This window comes from Sporosarcina sp. P19 (assembly GCF_002743165.1).
Taxonomy (GTDB): Bacteria; Bacillota; Bacilli; order Bacillales_A; family Planococcaceae; genus Sporosarcina; species Sporosarcina ureae.
Genome location: NZ_PDYR01000017.1, coordinates 41,707 through 65,256, shown reverse-complemented (window position 1 = coordinate 65,256; position 23,550 = coordinate 41,707). Strand labels below are relative to the sequence as shown.

At 43.3% G+C, this 23,550-nt stretch carries 23 protein-coding genes and 1 tRNA gene; 1 reads left to right on the top strand and 23 read right to left on the bottom strand.

The features are described from left to right. Positions 1-391: 391 nt before the first annotated feature. The 14 genes from lysS to CSV74_RS14770 form a co-directional block, all read right to left on the bottom strand. Entirely contained in the window at positions 392-1,882 is a 1,491-nt protein-coding gene (gene lysS / locus CSV74_RS14835; protein ID WP_099692265.1) for a lysine--tRNA ligase, read from the bottom strand. 160 nt (positions 1,883-2,042) lie between these two features. Next, the gene (gene folK / locus CSV74_RS14830; protein ID WP_143560780.1) at positions 2,043-2,558 is read right to left on the bottom strand and encodes a 2-amino-4-hydroxy-6-hydroxymethyldihydropteridine diphosphokinase; all 516 of its coding nucleotides are present in this window, start codon (positions 2,556-2,558) and stop codon (positions 2,043-2,045) included. After that, positions 2,555-2,923, bottom strand: a complete 369-nt coding sequence (gene folB, locus CSV74_RS14825) for a dihydroneopterin aldolase (RefSeq protein ID WP_029054898.1) — start codon at positions 2,921-2,923, stop codon at positions 2,555-2,557. The genes folK and folB overlap by 4 nt, the downstream gene beginning before the upstream one ends. Positions 2,924-2,944: 21 nt before the next feature. Next, positions 2,945-3,796, bottom strand: coding sequence for a dihydropteroate synthase (gene folP / locus CSV74_RS14820; protein ID WP_029054897.1), 852 nt, complete (start codon positions 3,794-3,796; stop codon positions 2,945-2,947). Positions 3,797-3,798: 2 nt separating this feature from the next. Beyond that, positions 3,799-4,650, bottom strand: coding sequence for an aminodeoxychorismate lyase (pabC, locus tag CSV74_RS14815; protein ID WP_099692264.1), 852 nt, complete (start codon positions 4,648-4,650; stop codon positions 3,799-3,801). After that, on the bottom strand, positions 4,647-6,077 hold the full coding sequence (locus CSV74_RS14810) for an anthranilate synthase component I family protein (RefSeq protein ID WP_099692263.1): 1,431 nt from the start codon (positions 6,075-6,077) through the stop codon (positions 4,647-4,649). Before CSV74_RS14810 ends, pabC begins: the two co-directional genes overlap by 4 nt. A 26-nt stretch (positions 6,078-6,103) precedes the next feature. Next, on the bottom strand, positions 6,104-6,745 hold the full coding sequence (locus CSV74_RS14805; RefSeq protein WP_233190979.1) for a peroxiredoxin family protein: 642 nt from the start codon (positions 6,743-6,745) through the stop codon (positions 6,104-6,106). A 231-nt stretch (positions 6,746-6,976) separates the two neighbouring features. Continuing rightward, complete coding sequence (gene cysK / locus CSV74_RS14800) at positions 6,977-7,903, bottom strand: cysteine synthase A (protein ID WP_099692262.1); 927 nt, start codon at positions 7,901-7,903, stop codon at positions 6,977-6,979. Between the two features lie 300 nt (positions 7,904-8,203). Beyond that, a complete protein-coding gene (gene hslO, locus CSV74_RS14795; protein ID WP_099692261.1) occupies positions 8,204-9,073 on the bottom strand; it encodes an Hsp33 family molecular chaperone HslO in 870 nt (289 codons plus the stop codon). Positions 9,074-9,085: 12 nt separating this feature from the next. Then, positions 9,086-9,850, bottom strand: a complete 765-nt coding sequence (locus CSV74_RS14790; protein ID WP_099692260.1) for a type III pantothenate kinase — start codon at positions 9,848-9,850, stop codon at positions 9,086-9,088. 139 nt (positions 9,851-9,989) lie between these two features. Then, positions 9,990-12,002: an ATP-dependent zinc metalloprotease FtsH gene (gene ftsH / locus CSV74_RS14785; protein WP_099671478.1), complete on the bottom strand. Its 2,013-nt coding sequence runs from the start codon at positions 12,000-12,002 to the stop codon at positions 9,990-9,992. Between the two features lie 131 nt (positions 12,003-12,133). Next, the gene (gene hpt / locus CSV74_RS14780; protein ID WP_085132333.1) at positions 12,134-12,676 is read right to left on the bottom strand and encodes a hypoxanthine phosphoribosyltransferase; all 543 of its coding nucleotides are present in this window, start codon (positions 12,674-12,676) and stop codon (positions 12,134-12,136) included. Positions 12,677-12,695: 19 nt separating this feature from the next. Beyond that, a complete protein-coding gene (gene tilS, locus CSV74_RS14775) occupies positions 12,696-14,105 on the bottom strand; it encodes a tRNA lysidine(34) synthetase TilS (protein ID WP_099692259.1) in 1,410 nt (469 codons plus the stop codon). A 35-nt stretch (positions 14,106-14,140) separates the two neighbouring features. Continuing rightward, complete coding sequence (locus CSV74_RS14770; RefSeq protein ID WP_051210614.1) at positions 14,141-16,540, bottom strand: SpoIIE family protein phosphatase; 2,400 nt, start codon at positions 16,538-16,540, stop codon at positions 14,141-14,143. 208 nt (positions 16,541-16,748) lie between these two features. On the opposite strand from CSV74_RS14770, the gene CSV74_RS14765 reads away from it, so the two are divergent. Next, positions 16,749-16,822 (top strand) — tRNA-Met (locus tag CSV74_RS14765). 135 nt (positions 16,823-16,957) lie between these two features. Here the strand turns inward: CSV74_RS14765 and CSV74_RS17070 are convergent. The 9 genes from CSV74_RS17070 to ytaF all read right to left on the bottom strand — a co-directional run bounded on the left by CSV74_RS17070 (position 16,958) and on the right by ytaF (position 23,278). Continuing rightward, complete coding sequence (locus CSV74_RS17070) at positions 16,958-17,086, bottom strand: hypothetical protein (RefSeq protein ID WP_255408347.1); 129 nt, start codon at positions 17,084-17,086, stop codon at positions 16,958-16,960. A 268-nt stretch (positions 17,087-17,354) separates the two neighbouring features. After that, positions 17,355-17,780 carry a S1 domain-containing RNA-binding protein gene (locus CSV74_RS14760; RefSeq protein ID WP_029054887.1) on the bottom strand — a complete coding sequence of 142 codons (426 nt, stop codon included), beginning with the start codon at positions 17,778-17,780 and terminating at the stop codon, positions 17,355-17,357. Between the two features lie 121 nt (positions 17,781-17,901). Then, positions 17,902-18,315 carry an FtsB family cell division protein gene (locus CSV74_RS14755; protein ID WP_029054886.1) on the bottom strand — a complete coding sequence of 138 codons (414 nt, stop codon included), beginning with the start codon at positions 18,313-18,315 and terminating at the stop codon, positions 17,902-17,904. A 29-nt stretch (positions 18,316-18,344) separates the two neighbouring features. After that, on the bottom strand, positions 18,345-18,830 hold the full coding sequence (yabQ, locus tag CSV74_RS14750) for a spore cortex biosynthesis protein YabQ (protein WP_099692258.1): 486 nt from the start codon (positions 18,828-18,830) through the stop codon (positions 18,345-18,347). After that, complete coding sequence (gene yabP / locus CSV74_RS14745; protein WP_029054884.1) at positions 18,827-19,123, bottom strand: sporulation protein YabP; 297 nt, start codon at positions 19,121-19,123, stop codon at positions 18,827-18,829. Before yabP ends, yabQ begins: the two co-directional genes overlap by 4 nt. 164 nt (positions 19,124-19,287) lie before the next feature. Then, entirely contained in the window at positions 19,288-19,578 is a 291-nt protein-coding gene (locus CSV74_RS14740) for an RNA-binding S4 domain-containing protein (protein WP_099692257.1), read from the bottom strand. Continuing rightward, on the bottom strand, positions 19,575-21,035 hold the full coding sequence (yabN, locus tag CSV74_RS14735; RefSeq protein WP_099692256.1) for a bifunctional methyltransferase/pyrophosphohydrolase YabN: 1,461 nt from the start codon (positions 21,033-21,035) through the stop codon (positions 19,575-19,577). The genes CSV74_RS14740 and yabN overlap by 4 nt, the downstream gene beginning before the upstream one ends. A gap of 5 nt (positions 21,036-21,040) precedes the next feature. Continuing rightward, the gene (locus CSV74_RS14730) at positions 21,041-22,633 is read right to left on the bottom strand and encodes a putative polysaccharide biosynthesis protein (RefSeq protein ID WP_233190976.1); all 1,593 of its coding nucleotides are present in this window, start codon (positions 22,631-22,633) and stop codon (positions 21,041-21,043) included. A gap of 51 nt (positions 22,634-22,684) precedes the next feature. Further along, positions 22,685-23,278: a sporulation membrane protein YtaF gene (ytaF, locus tag CSV74_RS14725; protein WP_099692254.1), complete on the bottom strand. Its 594-nt coding sequence runs from the start codon at positions 23,276-23,278 to the stop codon at positions 22,685-22,687. Positions 23,279-23,550: the final 272 nt, after the last annotated feature.

The window sequence follows — 23,550 nt, the reverse complement described above, 5'->3', positions numbered from 1 at the left end:
CTCCATAAGAGAAATTCGATTAGCTCGAGTTTCATTTGCTGGCATCAATTAAGATACTCATTTTGTTTATGTCATCGTTAGATGCATAAACTGTATTTCGTTAACGTTTTGCTGTTCAGTTTTCAAGGTTCATTCGGTTGGTCTCTCGTAAGAGGCAACTTTCTTATAATAACATCTCGTTGTTTTGTTGTCAACGCTTTTTATGAAAAACTTTTTCGTTATGTTTTTCGCTAAGTCGCTAACTTCAAAAGCAACTTCATAAATATACCACCCGTTTTTAAATAACGCAAGTGTTTTCTTTAATTCTTTTTGATTTTCTTTTACATTCTATTAAAATACTGCATTTAGGCAATAAAAAAACAGCTCCAATATTGCTATTGGAGCTGTCATATCAGTCTTTAGCACGCATTTGAGGAAACAACAGCACGTCGCGGATCGATTGTGAGTTCGTCAACAACATAACGAGACGGTCGATTCCGATGCCAAGTCCACCTGTTGGCGGTAGTCCATATTCTAATGCTGTAATGAAATCTTCATCCATTTCATGCGCTTCATCGTTTCCTTGCTCCTTCTCTACCAGCTGCGATTCGAACCGTTCGCGCTGATCGATCGGATCATTTAACTCTGTGAAGGCATTCGCGTGTTCACGACGTACGATAAATAGTTCGAAACGATCTGTGTATCGCGGATCTTCCGGATTCTTCTTTGCAAGTGGAGACACTTCTACTGGATGTCCATAGATGAATGTCGGCTGGACAAGTTCTTCTTCTACTTTTTGCTCGAAGAATTCATTCAGAACATGACCTACTTCCATAGAAGGAGTTACTTGTACGTTATGTTCCTTAGCTAGTTCATGCGCTTGTTCTTTCGTGAGTTGTTGCCAGAAGTCTACGCCTGTAAACTCCTTTACTGCGTCTGCCATGTGAAGTCGCTTCCAGCGCGGCGCTAATTCAATTTGATCATCGCCATACTGAATAGTAGTAGTTCCAAGTACTTCTTGTGCGATATGTGCTACTAGGTTTTCTGTTAGTTCCATGATGTCATTGTAATCCGCGTATGCCTCATATAACTCAATCATTGTGAATTCAGGGTTGTGACGAGTGGACATTCCTTCATTACGGAATACCCGTCCGATTTCATATACTTTCTCAAGGCCTCCAACGATCAGGCGCTTTAGATGTAGTTCGATAGCGATTCGCATATACAATGTCATATCAAGCGTATTGTGATGTGTAACGAATGGGCGGGCTGCTGCTCCCCCTGCTATTGAGTGAAGCATAGGCGTTTCTACTTCAAGGAAGCCTTGTCCATCCAAGTAATGACGCATGGATTGAATGATTCGACTACGCATAATGAAAGTTTCTTTGCTACCTTCTGTTGATATTAAATCTAGATAGCGCTGACGATAGCGTTGTTCTACGTCTTGTAGACCATGGAATTTCTCAGGCAATGGACGCAGTGCTTTCGTTAAGAATGTAAACTTTGTTGCTTTAATAGAAAGTTCTCCTACTTTTGTTTTGAAAATAATACCTTGAACGCCGACTATGTCTCCGAGGTCTGCAGAGGTAAATAGCTTATATGCTTCTTCACCGATAGCGTCTAGACGCACGTAAATCTGGATTTGACCTCCAAGATCTTGGATGTGAGCAAATCCTGCTTTACCTTTCCCACGCTTTGTCATAATACGACCAGCAATGGTTACTTCATGCTCGTTTTCTTCCAACTCTTCTTTTGTTTGCTCCTCATAATTAGAACGTATCTCACTTGTCAGGTGTGTTCGTTCAAAACGCTGACCGAACGGATCCAAACCATCTTCACGTATATCATTCATCTTCTGGCGTCTCACCAAAAGCTGATCATTCATTTCATCCATATTGGACATTTCCTTTCACTCCTTCATACTTTGACCGTCCCTCTTCCCAGGATCAGTCGTCTGCAACTATTGTACACAAATTCCAGGCCTAACAAAAGGACAAACAGTTATCTCATTCTATTGTATAGAAAAAACTGCCCTATTATAGAGCAGTTTGGTCATTCGACGTTCAACCTTTTCGTAAAAACTCTTCGACTTGTCCAACCTTTTTCCAAAGATTCACTCCGTCTTCCTTTATCGCTAGCTCTTCACGATAAAGTGTTCCTGTTGTAGGATTCTTTACATCCTCATTAATCTCAACTAGCGGTACAAGCACGAATGCCCGCTCTTGCATACGGAGATGCGGAATGATCAGATTCTCCAATTGAATGTGTTCCTCGTTATATAGCAAAATATCTAAGTCTACCGTACGTGGGCCCCAACGTATTTTGCGCATTCTGCCAAGCTTATTTTCAATAGATTGGCACACACTCAATAATTCCGTTGCTTCTAATGTAGTCTCAAGCCTTACTACAACATTTAAAAACTTCGCCTGTTCCGTTAATCCGACAGGCTCGGTCTCATATACGGAAGAAACTTGTAACACGTTAATAGAAGAGTGTTCATTTAACAATTGTACTGCGTGCTGTAAATGTTCGAGGCGATCACCTATATTCGACCCCAGTGACAAGTAGGCGTTATTCAAGAAAAACGCCCCCTCGTGATTTCTACGGAAACGGATGAGTAATGTCCACGAATCGGTGGATCTGGCTTTATAAGCAAGACCCGCACACCATTTACTTTTTCCGCAAAGTCCGTCATGATCGTTCCCGCCACTGTTTCAGCCACCGTCTCGATCAAATGAACCGCTTCCCCTTCTACGATATTCTTACACATCTCATACACTTCTGCATAATTCATTGTTTTCGATAAATCGTCCGTCTGTCCGGCTTTCGCAAGATCCGTCGCCAATGATACCGTCAGCCGAAAACGCTGTCCGAGCTTATTCTCTTCAGGCAATGCGCCGTGGTAACCGTAAAACTCCATATCATTCAAATGAATATAATCCATGAAATCCCTCCATTTTATCGCTTACCCAGTGTATGCTGCTTTCTTCGTCAATACATCCATCATCTTGACCATACGTGAGATTTCCTTTACATCATGAACACGCATAATATGTCCGCCGTGCTCAATACCGTAGCAAACCGTCGCACCCGTACCCTCTATACGCTCTTCTACTGGTAGATCGAGTACTTTACCGATCATGCCTTTACGTGATGTACCGAGCAAAACTGGATACCCAAGATTCGCAATCGAAGACAACCCTTGCATTGCTAATATATTCTGTTCGAGATCTTTCGCGAAGCCGATGCCTGGATCCAACCAGATCATCTCTTCACTAACCCCCGCCCGCTTTGCAATATCGATACTCTGCTGCAAGTCTTCTATAACAGCCTCCATGAACGGTAGCTGGTAATCACGATTTTCACGGTTATGCATCAAAATGATAGGTACGCCATAGCGCGCCGCCACTTCCGCGATCGCCGGTTCCCGCTTCGCACCCCATACATCATTAATTATACTTGCACCCGCCATAATCGCCGCTTCCGCCACGGCTGCCTTTGACGTGTCAATTGAAATTACGCAGCCAAGTTCTTTCGCAAGCAACTCGATTATTGGTACAACACGCGCAATTTCTTCTTCGACTGATACAGGCGTGTACCCCGGACGAGTAGACTCTCCGCCAATATCGATGATTTTCGCACCATCGGCAAGCATTTTCCGTGCATGTTCAAGTGCCGGGTTTTGCTGGCCATATTTCCCGCCATCCGAGAACGAATCCGGTGTGACATTCAATATCCCCATAATCACCGTTTCTTCCGCAAAATTAATCGTCGTTTTACCCAGTCTATAAGATGCACGCGCTTTTGATAATTTCATTACTAGTCACTCACTTTCATTCGGTTGACAGCTTGTCGGTAACCGGCATGCAATCGTTGATAGACCGATCCTTCCTTGCCGGAAAACAGTACTTCTCCTACTTGGCGAATCGGAACTAGTTCCTGAATCGCGTTGGTAATGAATACTTCATCCGCCGATTCAAGCTCATCCTGCATATACAAGCCTTCATGGATAGGCAATCCGATTTCCCTGGCCATTTCGATGACAAACGCCCGCGTCGTACCAGGTAAAATTCCCGTCTCCAATGAAGGTGTATACAACTGGCCTTGTTTCACCCAAAACACATTCGATGTAATGCCCTCTGCCACATAGCCGTCCGAAGTAACAAATAGGCCTTCTGTTTCTTTCAACGAAGTTAATTCTAGACGTCCTTTAACATTATTCGCATACTGATGTGACTTATGACGAACGACACTTTCCGGTTCATTACGCGTTGTTGCGAGCCAAACGCCATCTTTTTCCGTATGTACGGGTGGAAGGTGAAGTGATTTTTGGAAGATCAGTACATTCGGTTGTTCATATTGTGTAGGTGCTAGCCCGATATTATGCACACCCGCCGATACATTTAATCGGTAATAACCATCCTCATAGCCATTCTCTTTATACAAAGAATGAATAGCCGATAGAATTTCTTCATCACTATACCGCATTTCAATACGGTAATCAGCCAATGCCGACCGTAAGCGAATCATATGCGAATTGTAAAGGAATACTCGACCTTCATATGTACGGAACGTTTCGAAAAATCCTAGCCCGTAAAGAAATCCATGGTCAAAAGGGGATATCTGTAATTCTTCCGCGACTACTTGCTTACCGTTAATCCAGCAAATCAATGCAGTTGCCCACTTTCTCTACGAGTCGCCAACTCCGCCATTTCTTTCGCTTGCCACAATGCTTTTGCCTTATTTAGAGACTCTTGATATTCAGCAGCAGGATTCGAATCAGGTACTAAACCCGCACCCGCTTGGATATGCACAATACCATCTTGAATGAACGCTGTACGAATGGTGATATTCAGCACTAGGTCTCCATTGAAACCAATCCAACCCATTGACCCTGTGTAGAGCCCTCTACGCGTCGGTTCCAGTTCTTCAATGATTTCCATCGTACGCAATTTAGGATCTCCCGTAATTGAGCCACCAGGGAATACACCTTGCATAATAGGTGCCAGATCTTCAGAAGACGCAGTACCACGAACATTTGATACCAAATGCATGACGTGCGAATACTTTTCGACGACCATGAATTCATCGACTTCTACTGTGCCTTCCTGACAGATCCTTTGAAAGTCTGCACATTCGAGGTCAACAAGCATCTTGTGCTCACCTATTTCTTTGGCATTCGATACCAACTCTTCCTGTAAAGCTAGATCTTCCATTTCCGTCATCCCACGCTTTCGCGTGCCACCGATCGGACGTGTACTCAATTCAGTTCCGCGCTTTTTCAACAACAGCTCTGGAGAACCAGAGACCACTTCAAAATCTGGCGCCGCCATATAGGCCATGTAAGGTGATGGATTGAACGAACGCAATGCTTCATACATCAACAAAGAAGGAGCTCCAAGCGGTTTTGACTGACGCACGGACAAATTCACTTGCACAACGTCCCCATCATCAATGAATTGCTGTACATTGCGCACCATCTGCTCGAACTGCTCTCCTGTTACAGAAACTTGTAGATCTTCTTCAGTAACGACCACATCTACTGCTTGTCCAGTAGTAAATTGACGATGCTGCAGACCTTTTTGTGATGCTTCCGTCCATTCATTCACCATATTATCCAGTGCATGCTGCTTCTCAGGCAATGTCATAAAATAGACATCGTTATTCTCTATATCAAACACAGCCCATTGATCAAAGAGATAAAAGAATACGTCAGGTGTCGCCAAATCATCCTTCGCAAGTACCGGTAATGTCTCATAGCGTCTGACATAATCGTAACTGACCATCCCAATCGGCCCACCTTGATAGGCAGGCAAACCTCTCTGATGCTCCAGGTTATATTGACCCATAAAATCATTCAGCAAGACTAGCGGATCTTCTCCCGTCAGCCATTCTTCTTTGCCATCACGCCACTCTAAACGTAGACCTGTTTTGGTTGCGTTGAACGTCACAAGTGGATCAAGTCCCGCCACACACATCTTCCCGCCACGACCACTCTCCAATAAAACATGTCGTTCTATCTCTGTCGCAAGTTGACGATAGGCATAAAAGAATTCGTCTTTTGTCATTGAAGCCGTCTGATAGGCTACTGTATTCATGCTAGTTCCCCCTGCGTCTCTAGTATTCACTCTGCGTTACTTTCCTCTATTAACTGTTTAATCATAGTATCATCCAACGGCAACATCACTTTATCTGTAATCACACCATCTTTATTGATGATATACGAAGTCGGATAGACTTTTATCTGATACATTTTCATGACTTCGCTATCCTTATCCAATAAAATTGGGAATGTCAAATTGTATTCATCGACAAATTCTTTAGCACTCTCTACCTTATTCTTCTCTGTTTTCGTCATATTGACTGCGAGTATCTCCATATCGTCAGACTCTTTATTGTCTGTATAGTAGTTTTCCATATGCGGCATTTCTGAACGGCATGGCGGACACCATGATGCCCAGAAGTTCAACATGACCGTCTTGCCACGATAATCAGATAACTTGACCGTATCACCTGACAATGTAGTCAATTCGAAATCCGGCGCTAAGTCCCCCTTCGCAAGCCCAGGCTTATCAGTGTCCGTAGTAGTTTGCCAATCCTCCGGCAAACGATCTACCACATCTTTCGGCAAACTTTCCATATTCAAATCCTCATAACCCGGAAGGCCGCCCGTTTCCTCTTTAATTTCCTTATTCAATAAGAAAATAATAGTACCCATGACAATCACAATTATAACTGAAATTATTATGCTCCACTTTTTATTCACAGTGAGCCTCCTCTGTTCTATGTATAACTAGGTTGGTTCATCTTAATTATACAGAATTTTACCCGCTGATAACAACTTGAAGATTACGCCATTTCGTTACTGGATATAAAAAGAAACTGTCGCTAGAAGCAGCTTACTACTTCTAGCGACAGTTTCATATGTGCAAAGGATACAATTACTTCTTCAGAACCACTGCAACGTTAGCAGAAAGCTCCCGCGATACTTAATCTTTTACTCTTCGTCAAACTGATAAAGAGGTGTGCTTAAGTAACGCTCTCCGTTAGATGGGATGATCGCTACAACTGTCTTGCCTTTACCTAGCTTCTTTGCCACTTGCAACGCAGCCGCAATCGCCGCACCTGAAGATACGCCTCCTAGGATCCCCTCTTCACGAGCCGCACGACGCGCAAACGTATACGCATCATCATTAGAGACTTTGATAATTTCATCATAGATAGCCGTGTCTAAAACTTCCGGCACGAATCCCGCACCGATCCCTTGAATTTTATGTGGCCCCGGCTTACCACCAGATAATATAGCTGAATCTTCCGGCTCTACCGCTACGATACGAACTCCAGGGAAATGTTCTTTCAACACTTCACCTGCTCCTGTAATCGTACCACCCGTACCAATTCCCGAGATAAATGCATCTACTTGATCTAGAGCATTGACGATTTCCGGCCCTGTTGTTAAACGATGAACTTCGGGATTCGCTTCATTATTGAACTGTTGCGGCAAGAACCAACCATTTTCTTCTGCTAGTTGCTCAGCTTTCGAGATTGCGCCTTTCATCCCTTCAGCACCTGGAGTTAGTACTAAATCTGCTCCGTATGCGCGGAGTAAGTTGCGTCGCTCTAAGCTCATCGTGTCAGGCATAACAAGTACAGATTTATACCCTTTAGCCGCTGCGATCATCGCAAGTCCAATTCCTGTGTTTCCGCTTGTCGGTTCAATGATTGTGCTACCTTCTTTTAATTCACCGTTTTTTTCCGCTGTCTCGATCATAGCAAGCGCAATACGGTCCTTGACGCTTGAGCCAGGATTGAAAAATTCTAGTTTCAAATACACATCTGCATCATCTGCACCTGTTAAACGATTTAATTTTACTAATGGTGTGTTACCTACTAAATCAATAACTGAATTTCCCACTCTACTCATTTGTCATCCGCTCCTAATACCCAGTATTTTAATATGTTTTATTGACTTAATGTTACTACCTTCTATTTCACTTGTCAATAATATCATTCAGAAGATTACGGTTTATCACTTTCTCGCAAAAACAGGTTGAACGGGAAGTCCTTTGTCGATGTATATACAAGTCTGTATTCATTTATGCTTACAATACTTGTGCGGATATTGGCAGCGCTTTCTATATTAAATTTATAAGTTTGCATAGATCATTAAATTACCCGCCACCGCAAAACACGAACGGTAACGGGTGAGTAGTTTAGATTCTGATTAAAGTAATTTTTGTAGTTCTTGCTCAGAGAATTCATACTTTTCCAGACAGAAGTGGCATTGCGCTTCTGCACCATGATCTTCATCTATCATCGCTTGGATTTCTACAGCCCCAAGTCCTTTAATTGCTTCGCTAAAGCGTTCTTTGGAACACTCACAGTCAAATTTCACATCTACTTTAGAGAGGAATTCTACGTTTTCCTGATCTAGTACTTCTGTTAGGATTCCTTCAGGTGTCAGTCCATTGTCAATCATAGTGGAAATTGCCGTCATGTTTGCGATTCTTCCTTCCAGCAATTCAATTGTCTCTTCCGTTGCTCCTGGCATGACTTGCAGAATAAATCCGCCTGATGCTTTAACTGTGTTATCTGGATCAACGAGTACACCTAAAGCAACAGCCGATGGCACTTGTTCAGATACTACCATATAGTGGGTGAAGTCTTCAGCAATTTCCCCGGAAATAATCGGTACTTGCCCTGTAAAGTAATCTTTCAACCCAAGATCCTTTACGATAGACAGCATACCTTCCGTACCCACTGCTCCACGAACGTCTAATTTCCCTTGCTCATTCAATGGCAAGTGCGTTTGTGGGTACGTTGCATAACCACGAACTTCTCCTTTTGCATTAGCATCCACAACAATCGGGCCTAGTGGACCATCGCCTTGGATTTTCACCGTAATGCTATCATCACCTTTTAACATAGCACCCATCATGACCGCTGCTGAAATCGTACGCCCAAGAGCAGCAGTCGCTGTCGGCCACATTTGGTGACGACGTTGCACTTCTCCTACCGTTTCTGTTGAACGTACTGCATATGCACGAATTTGCCCCTCAAAGGCTAATGCTTTTACTAAATAATCTGTTGTCATTTTATTCTCTCCTTACAAATTTCTTTCATAAATCAGATGTAATCCTTTAAGCGTCAGGAAGTCATCCACAATATCAATCACTTTGGTTTCAGATGCAATTAAATCCGCCATCCCACCTGTTGCGATCACAGTAGGTTGTACTTCGCAATCTTCTTTTATACGGTTGACGATTCCTTCTACTTGGCCAACGTATCCAAATATTATACCCGACTGCATGGCAGCAACCGTATTTTTACCTACTACATGCTCCGGCCGAGCGAGTTGAACGCGCGGTAATTTAGAGGCACGATCAAACAATGCTTCCATAGATATCTTAATACCAGGCGCAATAGATCCGCCCATGTATTCGCCATGTTCATTAACATAGCAATACGTAGTCGCCGTTCCAAAATCTACGATAATGAGCGGGCTACCGTATTCCCTAATGGCTGCCACCGCATTAACAATTCGGTCCGCTCCAACTTCGCGGGGATTTTCATATTTGATATTTAATCCTGTTTTCACACCCGGTCCAACGACCATCGGCTTTTGATTAAAGTACTTTTTACACATTTGCTCTAACGGGAACATAACAGGCGGCACTACAGAAGAAATAATAATACCTGTGATGTCAGTAAATGAAAGCCCCACATGCTGGAACATCGCCTTTACTTGCATAGCGTATTCGTCTTCTGTCTTATGTCGATAGGTTTCCATCCGCCAGTGGTGCTTCAATTGATTCCCTTCATATACACCTAACACAATATTCGTATTGCCTGTATCTAATACTAATAACATAGTCGCTGTCCCCTCTTACTTTGACTTTTTCCCGTACATCATATCATAATTTCACATGCAGATACTGTGAATGTGTACCGAACGCACTTCCCCTTCATAAGAAAACAGCCGACTGTATACAGTCGGCTGTTGGGTTCGCTTAGTCTCTGCGTTCTTCGTCAATAGATGGCAGCGTCTTATCTACCGCTCCACCTTCACTTGGCAAGTCACCGATTGACGGGTCAGATGGTGCACCCGTGCTATCCGGAGTTGTAGTTTCCACAGGGGATTCTTCTACAACTTTCTTGTCAACATTACTACCATCGTTGTTTTCGTATGGACGGTCAGGCAAGGTACCGTGATCTTTCAAGTGATTGATTTGTTCCGCATCCAACGTTTCGACTTCCAATAAAGTCGTAGCGATCAGATTAAGCAAATCTCGGTTTTCAGTTAAAATTTGTCTTGTGCGTTCGTATTGTTCTTTAATTATTGTTTGCATTTCAGAGTCAATCTCGTATGCGATTGCTTCAGAATAGTTTTGCTCAGAGTTGAAGTCACGTCCAAGGAATACTTGACCGCCTTGCGTCTGACCAAACTGCATCGGACCGATTTTATCGCTCATTCCGTATTCTGTAACCATCGAACGGGCAATACCTGTAGCACGTTGGAAGTCATTATGTGCACCGGTTGATACTTCGCCAAGGACGATTTCTTCTGATACACGCCCACCTAGAAGACCTGCAATTTTGTCGAGGAGTTCAGGTTTTGTCATAAAGTAGCGATCTTCTTTCGGAAGCATAACTGCGTATCCGCCAGCCTGCCCACGAGGTACAATAGTTACTTTATGGACGATTTCTGCGTCATCAAGCATTAAGCCCACGACTACGTGACCCGCTTCGTGGAACGCGACAATGTTTCGTTCCTTTTTCGAAATGACACGATTTGTTTTCGCAGGGCCTGCAATAACACGATCCGTTGCTTCATCAATATCGGACATATCGATTTTCTGTTTATTTCTTCTCGCTGCTACAAGAGCCGCTTCGTTCAATAAGTTCTCAAGGTCTGCACCAGAGAATCCTGGAGTACGTTGAGCAAGAGCTTTCATATCAACTGTTTCATCAAGCGGTTTGTTACGCGCGTGAACTTTCAACACAGCTTCTCTTCCTTTAACATCTGGACGACCAACCGTAATTTGACGGTCAAAGCGTCCCGGACGAAGAAGTGCCGGGTCTAAAATATCCGGGCGGTTTGTAGCAGCAACGATAATAATACCTTCGTTTCCTTCAAAGCCATCCATTTCCACTAGCAACTGGTTCAACGTTTGCTCACGCTCGTCGTGACCGCCGCCTAAGCCGGCTCCGCGTTGACGTCCAACCGCGTCAATTTCATCAATAAAGATAATACATGGTGAGTTTTTCTTGGCATTCTCGAACAAGTCACGCACTCGGGAAGCCCCTACACCTACGAACATCTCTACGAAATCAGAACCTGAAATCGAGAAGAATGGTACACCTGATTCACCTGCAACTGCACGCGCAAGCAATGTTTTACCTGTACCTGGAGGCCCTACTAGCAAAATCCCTTTTGGAATTCGTGCACCTAACTCCACAAACTTACTGGCATCTTTCAAGAAGTCCACGACTTCTTCGAGCTCAGCTTTTTCTTCATCTGCACCTGCAACATCATTGAAACGTACTTTCTTTCGATCGTCTGATTGCAGTTTCGCTTTACTTTTCCCGAAGTTCATCACCTTGCCGCCACCGCCGCCTTGTGATTGGTTCAGCAAGAAGAAGAAAAGGATAATAATAATTATGAATGGTACGAGTCCTGTAAAGAACGATACCCACGCGCTTGTTTCTTTTGGCGGTAGGATGTCAATCTCGGTACTTGTCGTTTTGACAATCTCACCAATACTGTCCATATCATTTTCTGGAATATTCGTTACGAAAGTTTCACCTTTTTCGTAGCCGGCCATTTCCCCTTTTACTTCATACACAAGCTGCAATGGCTGAAAAGTTGCATTTTCAACTTTCCCCTGTTCCAGCGCTGTGACGAATTCATCATACCGAATTGGTTTCATCTTCGGATTTGGATTGTTAAGCGAACTGAAAATCCCCATTATTGCCAGGAAGATTAATCCATATAAAAGAAAGTATCGAAGTATTCGATTCATCCCAAGCCTCCTCATCTCATTCAACAAAAACTAAACAGAAAACTATTGTAAATTTTAGCATAGATTGACACTACTTAACAAAAGAAATGCCTTTTAAAAAACAGCCTTCAATTCGGTTCATTACACTCCTGTTAGAAAGAGTAGATTTCCTTTTTCAATACGCCGATATACGGTAAGTTGCGGTATTTCTCCGCATAATCCAACCCATACCCCACTACGAATGCGTCTGGTACATCAAAACCTACGTAATCTGCTTTTAAATCTACTTTACGTCCTGTCGGCTTATCCAACAACGTAACAATCTTGATAGAATTTGCTTTTCTGTATTTAAACAGTTCCACTAAGTAATTCAATGTTTTTCCGCTGTCGATAATATCTTCAATAATTAACACATCGCGGCCTTCTATGCTTGTGTTCAAATCTTTGATGATTTTTACTTCACCTGATGAAACTGTCGCATTTCCATAGCTAGAAACATCCATGAAATCTAATTCGATATACGTATCAATTCGTTTGATCAGGTCACTCATGAATGGTAATGCACCTTTAAGTACACCGACTGCTAATGGGAATTTTTCACGGTACTCTTCAGTTAATGTTGCTCCGAGTTCTCGGACTTTCTCTTCTAGTTGCTCTTCTGAAATTAAAACATGCTCGATATCTTGCGCGATCATCGGCCCGTCCCCCTCTATTTTATCTTGTCTCGCCTTCTCGCGTAATCCATATGTATGAATCGCCTTCTAGTTGGCGGTGTGAAAACATCTCACTGTACCGTACACCGGGTACTGCACACACAGTACCGCTTGCCGTCGTAATGACAGGCTGCTGTTGCCTTTGCCTAATTCCTATCTTTTCATCAATCAATATCCGCTTGACACGTTTTGTCTCGGACATTCCTTTGATCAACATTCTGTCTCCGGTCATCCGAAGCCGTACAGTTAACGGAAGTTCTGACTCAGGTAATTGGAAATACCTGACCTCATCTGATGGTAAGAGTTCTTCGATCATATGTGCGTTGGCATGATGCCAGTAAAACTGAATATTTCCCCACGTATGCCAAGTACCTTTCGCAAGTACTTTTGGACGAAGAGACGCTGTATCTATATCCATTTTTGTAATTAGCAGTTTATCATATTCTCTGACAAACCGATAGCCATACGCCAAATCAATTGTGATATTCCCAGCTGAGTTCGTAATGTGTTGTAACAGTTCATCCACTAATGCAAAATGCCACTCAGCGTTCTCTGTTGCTGGGTTAGTTAGACATTTTAATAGTAGTTGAATCACGCGCTTTTGTAAAGCGTAGGGAATAGCAAGAAATGCCTCCCGTTGAAAAGAGGGAAGCTGCTCATCCGTATACGTAACAATCGATCGCCAATGTTGATCGGCTAGCTCATTTAGTAAAATCTCATCCGCTTGCTGTTGTTCTGTTTGTCGGACTGTGTTGACCGCGACGGATGGATTTTCGTCTATTAAGATTGGAAGTATGTGATGCCGCATACGATTACGCAGATAATTATCTTGCTGATTACTTGGATCTTCTCGGAAGTTTATTTTGTGATATGACGCATACGTGTACAATTCGCTCTTTTTTAATGGAAGGAATGGACGTATAATTTGCCCCGAGTGAAACAACCGCTGGATCGGCATACCATTTAATGATTGCCCTTTACTTAATTGAATCAGCACTGTCTCCAGTTGGTCTTCCGCATGATGGGCCGTTGCTAGAACGGTAAACCGCTCACTTTCCATCGTTTGTTCGAAACACGCATAACGCTGTTGGCGACACACTTGTTGCACATTACCGCCCTGGCTTTCTAAGATAGCCGGAATAGGTACTTGTTCAGAATAAAAGGGTAGCCCGAATTCCTTGCACAGTTGCTTCACAACAGACGCATCTTCAGCAGATTCAACTCCACGTAACATATGATCTACATGGATGGCCGCCACTTCAATGACCAGAGATTGCTGATGCGTAGCGAGAAAGTGAAGCAGTGCCATGGAATCCACACCACCCGAACACGCGACTAATACACGAGAGCCGGGAGAAATCAACGTTTGCTTGTCGATAAACTTCAATACCTTTTGCTGCAAACTTTTCATGATCCATCTCCCTCCTCTCTCTATTCTAACATTGTTTAGCTAGAAATGATTCGAGGTTGCTTATTAGCTTTTGACCACTTTGGCACAATATGGCCAACCTTCATTACAAGAATCGTACGATCATCTTCCACTGACTCAAATACACGCTCCATCTCCATCATTACTTGATCGGCAATCGTTCGGCAATCCATATCTTTAAAACGTTCTATCGTTTGATTCATCACGTCTTCCTGGATATCAAGCGGTATATCTCCATTAAATATTCCATCCGTTGTCATAACGACGATATCACCTGACTTTAGCTTTTCATTCTTTGCCTCTATTGAAAATGATGGTAAGAAGCCAAATGGTACAGTTTTGCTGTCTAACCGGATACACTCATCACTTCTTTTAATGTAAGTACTCATCGAACCAGCTTTCCACGACCACAGTCGCCCTTCCTGTAAATCAATTAACGCCAAGTCGAGCGTTGCATACATATCATCCAGTCCATTCAATGCCATCATATAATGCAATGTGTGGATAGCAGTTTCAGGATCCATTTTTTGACCCAAGCATTCCCGCATCAGTCGGATTACCTTTCTACTTTCGTGGTATGCATTGATATCCTGTCCCATTCCGTCTGATAACAGTACAGCTGACAATCCGTCATGAATCTTGAACAACTCATACGCATCACCACCGTTGAACGATCCTTTTCCTGCCGTCGTGACGATATCATATTCGAGCGAAAAACGAACGGCAGAACTAAAGGTCAATTGTACATGCGGAAATGGAAACGGCTGATAAGTCGACTTTGAAATATGCATCGGCTCTTCGTACATTTGCTCCAAGATCGGCAGTAATAAATACTCTCCAACAGTCGTTTCCGCTTCAAAATCTGCCTTTTTTTCCGGTACAGAAATTACAATTCTGCAGGCACCCCGTTCTTCCGATAAAATATCTATTTGGAAAAACTCTATTGCTTGTGATTGTAAACGATTCGCAAGCTCTTCTTCAGCCAACTTATACGTAGTTAGGTCTTCCTTTACCTCTCTCATAACTTTTTCAATATGAGTACTCATATCGCGCAATTGCAAGGCTAACATTTTCCGCCCATGTTGTAACTGCCCCATCAATAACTTATTGGCCCCTCTCTCTTCCAATTCATTCATTAGTCCCTTAAAACGTAGACATTTGTACTTCATCTGCTGTTCAACTCGTACACGAGCCGCCTTTTTCGTTGCTGAATAGGTTGTTTCCCATTCATCAATCAATGGTTCTATACCGTCCTCTTCGTTCTCCCAACACTTTCGGTAACGAAAACAGGATTGACAAATAGACGGCACTTGACTTGTCGCTGCAACTTCCTCTTCAGGAGACAAACGATCATTCACGAGCGTTGACATGAAATGAGCAAATTGCTGGAACTCCGCCAACTGACCATCTAGTTTATCCGCCAGCCATTGCTGTCGTTTTTCGGATATTCCTTCTTGTTTCGGCAATAAAACTTGTCGTATTTGGCTTAATTTGCGTGAAGGAATCAATATGAACAGTAAGGCCGCAGCACCAACCGTGGAAAAGTGAACGGTATCCAGAGGCAGTGTCGCATCATATAGAAGGAAAAAGAGCGAAACAAAGACACTGCCGGTGATGACCCCAAGCTTTCCAAAGCGTTTTAGTGAACCCGCTAGTAATCCCGTCATACCATATAACGCCATCATGCCCGTAAAGGACAACTCTGATACACCTATTATCAATGCGATAATCATACCGACAGTTGTAGCGAACGGTACTCCCCCTACTACGGCGGCTACAAATATCGCTAAAAATAAGAAGACCCCCGCAACAGATACCGCACCAATTTGGAATCCTCCCATCCCGGTAGCTGCCAGCGCTCCCACAATACACATCGCACTGATCTGCTCGGGATTCCACGGTCCATACAGCATTCTTTCTATAGAAGGAAAAGCTAGTAACATGAAAATTGTCATGAACAATGCAAGCAATGCTTCTAACCCTATCGACAACTGAATCGCTAAAGGCAACATCCCGTCACCGTACTTTACAAGCTGCCAGACTAATTGCGGTATAATCATTGCTCCTGCCACAGCGATCGGAATGGATCTCTTCACGACTGGAATTTTAATGATTGAATGAAACAGTAACAATTGTGCTAAATGAATGACAGCTTGTCCCACCCCAAGAAACGCGCTGCCCGCCATACCCCCTATAAATACATAGATCATGTGTTGACGGTAACGCATACTAGCCAACGCCCAAATCGGCAAGAAGAATGGTACTGCCATATCGAATACTACCGCTTGCGATAAAAAGAATGATCCTACTAGGAATAGAAGAGCAGTTAGCAAGTATACTTTTCTATTCATTAGTTCTTGCCAGTACGCCCTGAACATCTGCACAATTGGTCTCTCCATATTGTCAATCATTTTCATTTCCCATACCCCCTATGTTCTCTTACATAAAACTATACATGGGATTCACGAGAAATTTTGTCTGTTCGTGGCGGCATATTAACAAAACATTTCGACGTATTCCGTATGTTTATTTTTAAGCAAAAGAGGTGTTGACAGTTGTTCAAATGCCTAGTATGATAAGAGACGTTGCGTTGGAAGTTGTATAATATCAACGTGCGTATGTCTTGGCGGTGTAGCTCAGTTGGCTAGAGCATTCGGTTCATACCCGAAAGGTCGTGGGTTCGAATCCCTCCGCCGCTATAATAAAAACACGAAGGCTCCTCTTGCTTAAGCAAGGGAGTTTTTTTGATGTGGGAGATCAGGAGGTATCTTGGTTTTTTGAATAGTAAGTAAGAATCGACATGTAATAGTTGGTTCACGAAGGTTTTTCTTCTATTATGCAAAGTTGGCGGTTTGACCGGCTAAGTAAGCGGGGCGATCATTGGCAGCACCTTCGTTAGTTAGTATGTAGTGCAGTTCAAATACTTGCTTTGCCACGATAGAAAAATGGAATCGTATAGTCACTGATCTTTTTCTTCTATAAACCACTACCTGATTTGATAACTACTTAACAACTGCTGGCTAGGCCGTGTGCATGAGACAACTGGCTCATGGCTGAAGGTAATCCCCCACGTGCCTGTGTGCGTCCAAAGCATGACACTCACTACTTCGAATACCCAACGCCAGTCAAAACATATACATTTTAAGACACACAAAAACGCATGCTCCATAGTGCGGAACATACGTATAGGATGTCATCTAATTTTAGTTTACAGTTGAATCAGTCAGCAAGTTATCCTCTTCTGGCTCCACGACCGCCACGCTTGGACTCTGTCGCTCTCTTTAAGGTAGTTAGACGTTCTTCGCTGTCCTTCATGAATTTTGCCATCTTCTGCTCAAAATTCTCTGGTCGTTCAAAGCTCGGTTTGCTTCCTTGACGAGGTCTAGTTGGACGTTGTGGACGCTGTGGACGTTGTTCTGACTCAGGTTTAGCCTTACGGATGGAAAGCCCGATTTTACCGTCAGATCCCACATTCATTACTTTGACTTCAACCATATCGCCGACTTTTAAATGATCATTAATATCTTTGACATAATTGTCAGCTACTTCACTAATATGGACTAATCCTGTGGATCCGCTTGGCAATTCAACAAATGCCCCAAAATTTGTGATCCCGGTTACTTTACCTTCTAACTTGCTGCCTACTTCAATTGACATAAAAAAAATGCTCCTCCTTAAGTTTTAAGCGGCTCGTAAGCCTATCAACCATATTGGCAGTGCCTGTATTTTACAGGCTCCTACCTATATTATAGCCAACAAAAAAAGAGTGTCAACATGACTACTCTTTTCTTATGTCTTTTTCTGACTCTTTTTTCTTATCAGGAATGGAAAAAATGATCTCATTGGACTCAGACAGGAAGTATTCTTTACGTGCGAGCTTAGCAATGTACTCGTCATCATCCAAACGAATCAATTGCCTATTCAGTTGTTCTTGCTGTTCTTTCAAATCCTCTAGTGTAGCTGTTGCTTGGGCTTTTTCCTTATGTTTGGCAGCCAGGATTTCTTTCTGTCCTGCATTCATATTGAATAAACTTCCAGCAACCACACAGACGATAACAAAAAATACAGCCAACCGATTACGCAGACGTTTTTGTTGCGCTTTCTTAAAATTTTCTTTTTTTTGCATGGAGCGCACATAGTCTGTATCGATTGATGTCACATTCTTTGTTGAGGGCTTCTGTGTTTTTTTCATGGCGCACACACCTTTCTGGCGTAATTCTACTAGTGCAATCTATTATATAGTACTCTGCCTTTATTTTGAAGGAATTTCCCTATGTTCTTTACTAATCTTATAAACGGTGACGTGATTAGTAACAGAATAGAGGAAATTAAATAGAAAATGCGCTGAATCATTAGGTAGACAAGACGAATGATGAGCCAAATCGGCCTAAGCACCACAAGTAACAGTAGCCTACCTATGATTCTCACAGGATGATGGAAGATTGCTGCATACAATAACAGGCCACTAACCTGTGCAACAGGGTCATACATTCTCCATGCCCCGTCGCGTACCATGATTAATACCCAAAACGACACCATTCCCAACGCAATCCAGATAAGGCATTCCAACCAGAATGCCCATCTTCTAATGAACGAACGGTTATCGCACGCGGCGACAATGGTTCCGAATAAATCCATTACAATTCCAGCAGTAATCCCTGTCCCGATCATCGCCAATAGACTGAAGAACTGGACGGATAGACTCATCCGAATAATTTATGGAGGAAATTGCGCGAGCCTGCTTCTTCGTCATCGTATTGAAGTGTTTGGACAGTACCTTCAAGCGTAAGTAGGCCCTTGTCCACATCTAGATGTACAATACGCAGTTCCTCCCCACGGATTTGCAATACGCCCAGCGATGTTCTAACGAGAAATTCCTCCTGGTCAAAGCGGTCGATCGTTTTCACGGATGTGAGGTCCATTCTTTTGCGATTGCGCATCGTCACTACGTGGTCTCCTGATGGAATAGTATACATCGAGCTGTCTGTTTGAATCTGCATATGCGTCCCCCTTCTCTAGTACGTTCCCCATATCCTATGCAGAGGCTTGGCCAAACATGACAAGCTGTTTTTAAGTTGAAGTGCAAATCCTATATTCTAGCCCCCTTTAGCCTGTCTATTAAAAAAGACAACCTGATGTCAGGCTGCCTCTTCGATAAATAGCTTTACTCTTCGTCATCTACAAATTCAGGTTCCACTTTCTCTAAGCGTTCTTCGCTAGTGATCGTATACATACCTGCTGCATCTTCTTTTCTAGTCGATGCTTTCAGCTCATTTACTGTAGCGTTGACAATCTTCTGGCCGAAGCGGATTGACAGCTCATCACCCGGCTTGACGACCGAGGACGCTTTGGCTACTTTCCCATTAATCGTAATTCTGCCTTGGTCAGCCACTTGCTTCGCAAGCGTCCGGCGTTTGATAAAGCGAGATACTTTTAGAAATTTATCGAGTCTCATTTGGATTCTTCCTTTCGTTTGGCCTGTTGCCAGAATTCTTCTAGTTCATCTAATGTATAGTCTTCAAAATTTCCGCTTCCTTGTTTCACAGATTGCTCCACGAACTGGAAACGAGATTTGAATTTTTCATTGGTGTGCCACATGGCCTCTTCTGGTGAGATCTTCAGGAATCTCGCAATGTTGACGATAGTGAACAGTACGTCACCAAGCTCATCTAGCTGTTGCTCCGGCCCGCCACTCTTCACTTCTTCTTCAAATTCTATCCACTCTTCTTGAAACTTGTCGAAAGCTCCTTCTATGGAAGGCCAGTCAAATCCCACTTTGGCTGCGGTTTTTTGATAATTATAAGATGTCAGCAAGGAAGATGCCAAACGTTCTTGTCCTTCTAACAGCGTAGACGGTTTCGGTTTTTCCAGCTCCTTGATGGCTTGCCAGTTCGTCAACACTTCTTCGGTTGTGTCAGCTTGTGTTTGCGAAAATACGTGTGGATGACGTCGTATCATTTTGGACCCGACAGTTTCGAGTACGTCTTCCATTGAGAAGTACCCATTGTCTTCCCCGATTTGTGCATGGAGGAAGACTTGTAGTAAAACATCTCCTAGTTCTTCAATAATTGCGTCGTCATCTTCTTCATCGATGGCCTGAATTAACTCAAAGGACTCTTCGATTAAATAGCGCTTCAATGATTCATGCGTTTGCTCGCGGTCCCAAGGGCAACCGTCTGGTCCACGTAACGTGGCGATGATGTCCCTGAATGAACTCCACTCTTTCAGTCGTTGTTCGTGATCTAGTAGCGGTGGTACATAGACAGTCGTTAGATTATTCAACGTCACTGCACGGTCAAGCTCAAATAGCGGTATTTCTGTCAATTTTTCATCTCGGGAACCCGCCGACGTAACGATTGTGACGACGTGATGATCGGGATATTTCTCCATCAAAGACAATTTTACATCAGAAGCGACAAATGCATCATACACTTGTCCAATTAATACGTGCTGATCCATGCGCACGTCGTCCCGTTTTAAGTCCGTACCGTCTAGCAATTGGAAACCTTCAATCGGATCGATACGCAGCGCCGTAAAAATTGGATCCAAAAAGCTACTGCCGCCTGCGATATGAAGCTCAATCTCACCTGTTCGTTCTTTTTCAATCAATAATTGGACCGTACGTTCCGCTACAAGCGGGTGACCTGGCACAGCGTATGTAATTGGCTGTTGCGCACTCAGTTCAAGAAGTTTATCGACGATTTGCTGATAGACGTCTTCAAATGAATCATTTGCTTCATAAATCGAATCAAAGCTTTCCATTTTTAATCCTTCTAAACGTAATTCTGCAACGACGGGATGTTCTTCCGTACGAATATAGAGATGGTCCGCTTGTTTCAATAATCGGTACGTACCTAGTGACAGTTGTTCTAAATCACTCGCACCAAGGCCGATAACTGTTATTTTATTCACATAATTCACCTTCTATTTTTAGTTAGCCATAGTTGAGCGGTCGCCAATCGCTTTCCAAAAGGCAGTAAGTACCACTCTTTTTCCTTCATTATACGTGATTTCAAGATGACGAAAAGGAATATGATTGCTCCAATGGCGACAGCTGACAGTGCAGTTAACGTTGAACTTGCGCGTGAGGATAGACCGTCAAACAACCAATAGTTCGCTAAAAGCATCCAAGGAATTAATACCCCCGCCATTGCAACGCCTGCGCTAATCAGCACGGTATAAAAACGTCGCGAAGCCAATGGAAACTTCCAAAATCTCTTAAAGTAAATAATCAATAATACAGCAACGAGCGCGAACGAAATAGCGCCTGATACAGCAGCGCCTTCAATACCATATTGTCGAACCATCAGTGGCGTAGTCGACAGTTTTATTACGACGCCAAGCAACATGAGTAGCAGCGGCTCACGCACTTTTCCGCTCCCTTGAAGGATAGCTGTCAGTGGTAAAATAATCGACAACCAGAAAATCTGGATACAGAAGATGATTAGCGCGACAGATCCTGTGCGTGTTTGAAACAACATTTCATTGACAAAAGGGAGTACGAGAACCAATCCTATCGTCGCAGCCCAGCCGAATAAAATAGATGTCCGGAACGTCAAACTAATGAACGGTAACGCGCCTCGTCCATCACCTTTGGATGCATGGTGCGCGATTAACGGCACGAGCGCCAACGCCAACGTAGATGCAAGCAAAATACCCATTTGCGCAAGCGGCTGTCCCCTATCATAGACGCCCTTCATTTCCATTGCAGCCTCACTCATTGCACCGGCCTCGACTAATGCGTTATAGATTGTGAAAGAGTCCACCAATTGAAATACTAATAATATTAATGAACTTGCACTAACGCCGATACTAATTTTGGTCAGATCTTTGATCACTCGCCATGGCTTTACAGCATCTACCGGCATACTTTCCCGTTGTAGGAAAAACCACGTCAAGATTAAGACACCTACCACTTCACCTGCGATCGCCGCCCACATTGTAATTTCCCCTATTTTATAAAGCGATATTCCCGCACGTATTGCAATCCACGTACCCGCCAGAACAATGATTACTCTGAACAACTGCTCTGAGACGTTTGAAATGGCTACAGGTATCATTTGCCCTTCCGATTGAAAGACACCCTTTAGTACAGCCAGGAACGGTAGTACGAGAACGATATACGCACCGGTTTGCAAAACAGGTGCCAGGGCGGTATCTCCCATTAATTCAGCAAAAAAAGTTGAACCAGAACGCAATAGCAGAAAAATCCCTATAGATAAAACGAGAAGATAGGCGAGTGACACGCGTAAAATCCCACGTGACTCCCCAGGACCTTTGCTTTCCGCAAGCAGCTTAGACACCGCGACAGCAAAACCCGAAGACGTCCAAACGATAAATATCCCGATGAATGGATATACTTGCTGATAAATATAGAATCCTTTATCTCCAACTAAGTTTTGAAATGGCACACGATAGACCGCACTCAGCACTTTGACGATGATAGCGGCAATAGTTAAAATCGATGCACCTTTCATAAACGACTTCATATTCCATTTAGTCAACGCCATATACGCGCCTCTTTCACTCAATAATGATTTCTAGTATACCATCTCATCATGTCAGAGTAGGCGTGTGACCGCAATCAATAAAATTATGACACCACTCATGAATGTTCCGAACTGCCCTACTGACATCTTACCAATTTGTACACCTGCCAGTTTCGCACCCAATCCCACACCAATAGACAATGTTATATAACTGCCAACAGCCGCAGATAATGCGATTGCAATCGGCGACAATGCCAAAAGACCTGCTCCAACACCGTTCGTTAATGCATTCGCAGAAAGCGCAATACCGAGTAGCAATGCTTCCCCAAGACTAATATGTGAAGATCCGTCAAAATCCATCTTTTCCGGTTCACTGAACACATTCGCTTGATGTTTTCTTTGTTGACGAAAGGCGATTATCATGATGCGTATTCCGATGACGCTAAGTACAGCAAACGCTATGAGATCAGGTAGTATGCCTGGTAACATTTCGGCCAGCCACGCACCGGAGATGATGCCGATCAAACTAAAGATAAAACAAATTGCCGCGATGAGTGCATTTGACGTGAATGGAATGCGGACCCTCTGTACCCCGTAAGAAAGTCCGACTCCAAAGTTGTCAATGCTAGATGAAATTGCAAAGCCTACGATCAGTAGCCAAGTCATTCCGCTCCCTCCAGCCTATTTGGTTTTATCATACTATACGTGCACTATGAGGGAGGCGTGTGTGCGCTAGGCGCATAAAAGAATCAGTTTTTTCCGTAGGCTTGGGGAGGCTGGGTTGGGATTTGTGCCGCAGACTACAAGTAGCTTGAAACTTTATTGTAGGGATTGACTGAAATTATGACGGTTTTTACTTGTTTAAGGTCAAGACCAGACGAGATCGTAAACGCTTTGAGCGGTTGCGCGGCAAGTATGAGCGGTTGCAGATTGTGATA

Excerpts from the sequence above, each read along its gene's own strand:
- lysS (WP_099692265.1), bottom strand. The coding sequence starts at position 1,882 with ATGTCCAATATGGATGAAATGAATGATCAGCTTTTGGTGAGACGCCAG.
- folB (WP_029054898.1), bottom strand. The coding sequence starts at position 2,923 with ATGGATTATATTCATTTGAATGATATGGAGTTTTACGGTTACCACGGC.
- folP (WP_029054897.1), bottom strand. The coding sequence starts at position 3,796 with ATGAAATTATCAAAAGCGCGTGCATCTTATAGACTGGGTAAAACGACG.
- CSV74_RS14810 (WP_099692263.1), bottom strand. The coding sequence starts at position 6,077 with ATGAATACAGTAGCCTATCAGACGGCTTCAATGACAAAAGACGAATTC.
- cysK (WP_099692262.1), bottom strand. The coding sequence starts at position 7,903 with ATGAGTAGAGTGGGAAATTCAGTTATTGATTTAGTAGGTAACACACCA.
- hslO (WP_099692261.1), bottom strand. The coding sequence starts at position 9,073 with ATGACAACAGATTATTTAGTAAAAGCATTAGCCTTTGAGGGGCAAATT.
- CSV74_RS14790 (WP_099692260.1), bottom strand. The coding sequence starts at position 9,850 with ATGTTATTAGTATTAGATACAGGCAATACGAATATTGTGTTAGGTGTA.
- ftsH (WP_099671478.1), bottom strand. The coding sequence starts at position 12,002 with ATGAATCGAATACTTCGATACTTTCTTTTATATGGATTAATCTTCCTG.
- hpt (WP_085132333.1), bottom strand. The coding sequence starts at position 12,676 with ATGATCGCGCAAGATATCGAGCATGTTTTAATTTCAGAAGAGCAACTA.
- tilS (WP_099692259.1), bottom strand. The coding sequence starts at position 14,105 with ATGAAAAGTTTGCAGCAAAAGGTATTGAAGTTTATCGACAAGCAAACG.
- CSV74_RS14770 (WP_051210614.1), bottom strand. The coding sequence starts at position 16,540 with ATGAAAATGATTGACAATATGGAGAGACCAATTGTGCAGATGTTCAGG.
- CSV74_RS14760 (WP_029054887.1), bottom strand. The coding sequence starts at position 17,780 with ATGTCAATTGAAGTAGGCAGCAAGTTAGAAGGTAAAGTAACCGGGATC.
- CSV74_RS14755 (WP_029054886.1), bottom strand. The coding sequence starts at position 18,315 with ATGAAAAAAACACAGAAGCCCTCAACAAAGAATGTGACATCAATCGAT.
- yabQ (WP_099692258.1), bottom strand. The coding sequence starts at position 18,830 with ATGAGTCTATCCGTCCAGTTCTTCAGTCTATTGGCGATGATCGGGACA.
- yabP (WP_029054884.1), bottom strand. The coding sequence starts at position 19,123 with ATGCAGATTCAAACAGACAGCTCGATGTATACTATTCCATCAGGAGAC.
- CSV74_RS14740 (WP_099692257.1), bottom strand. The coding sequence starts at position 19,578 with ATGAGACTCGATAAATTTCTAAAAGTATCTCGCTTTATCAAACGCCGG.
- CSV74_RS14730 (WP_233190976.1), bottom strand. The coding sequence starts at position 22,633 with ATGGCGTTGACTAAATGGAATATGAAGTCGTTTATGAAAGGTGCATCG.
- ytaF (WP_099692254.1), bottom strand. The coding sequence starts at position 23,278 with ATGACTTGGCTACTGATCGTAGGCTTTGCAATTTCATCTAGCATTGAC.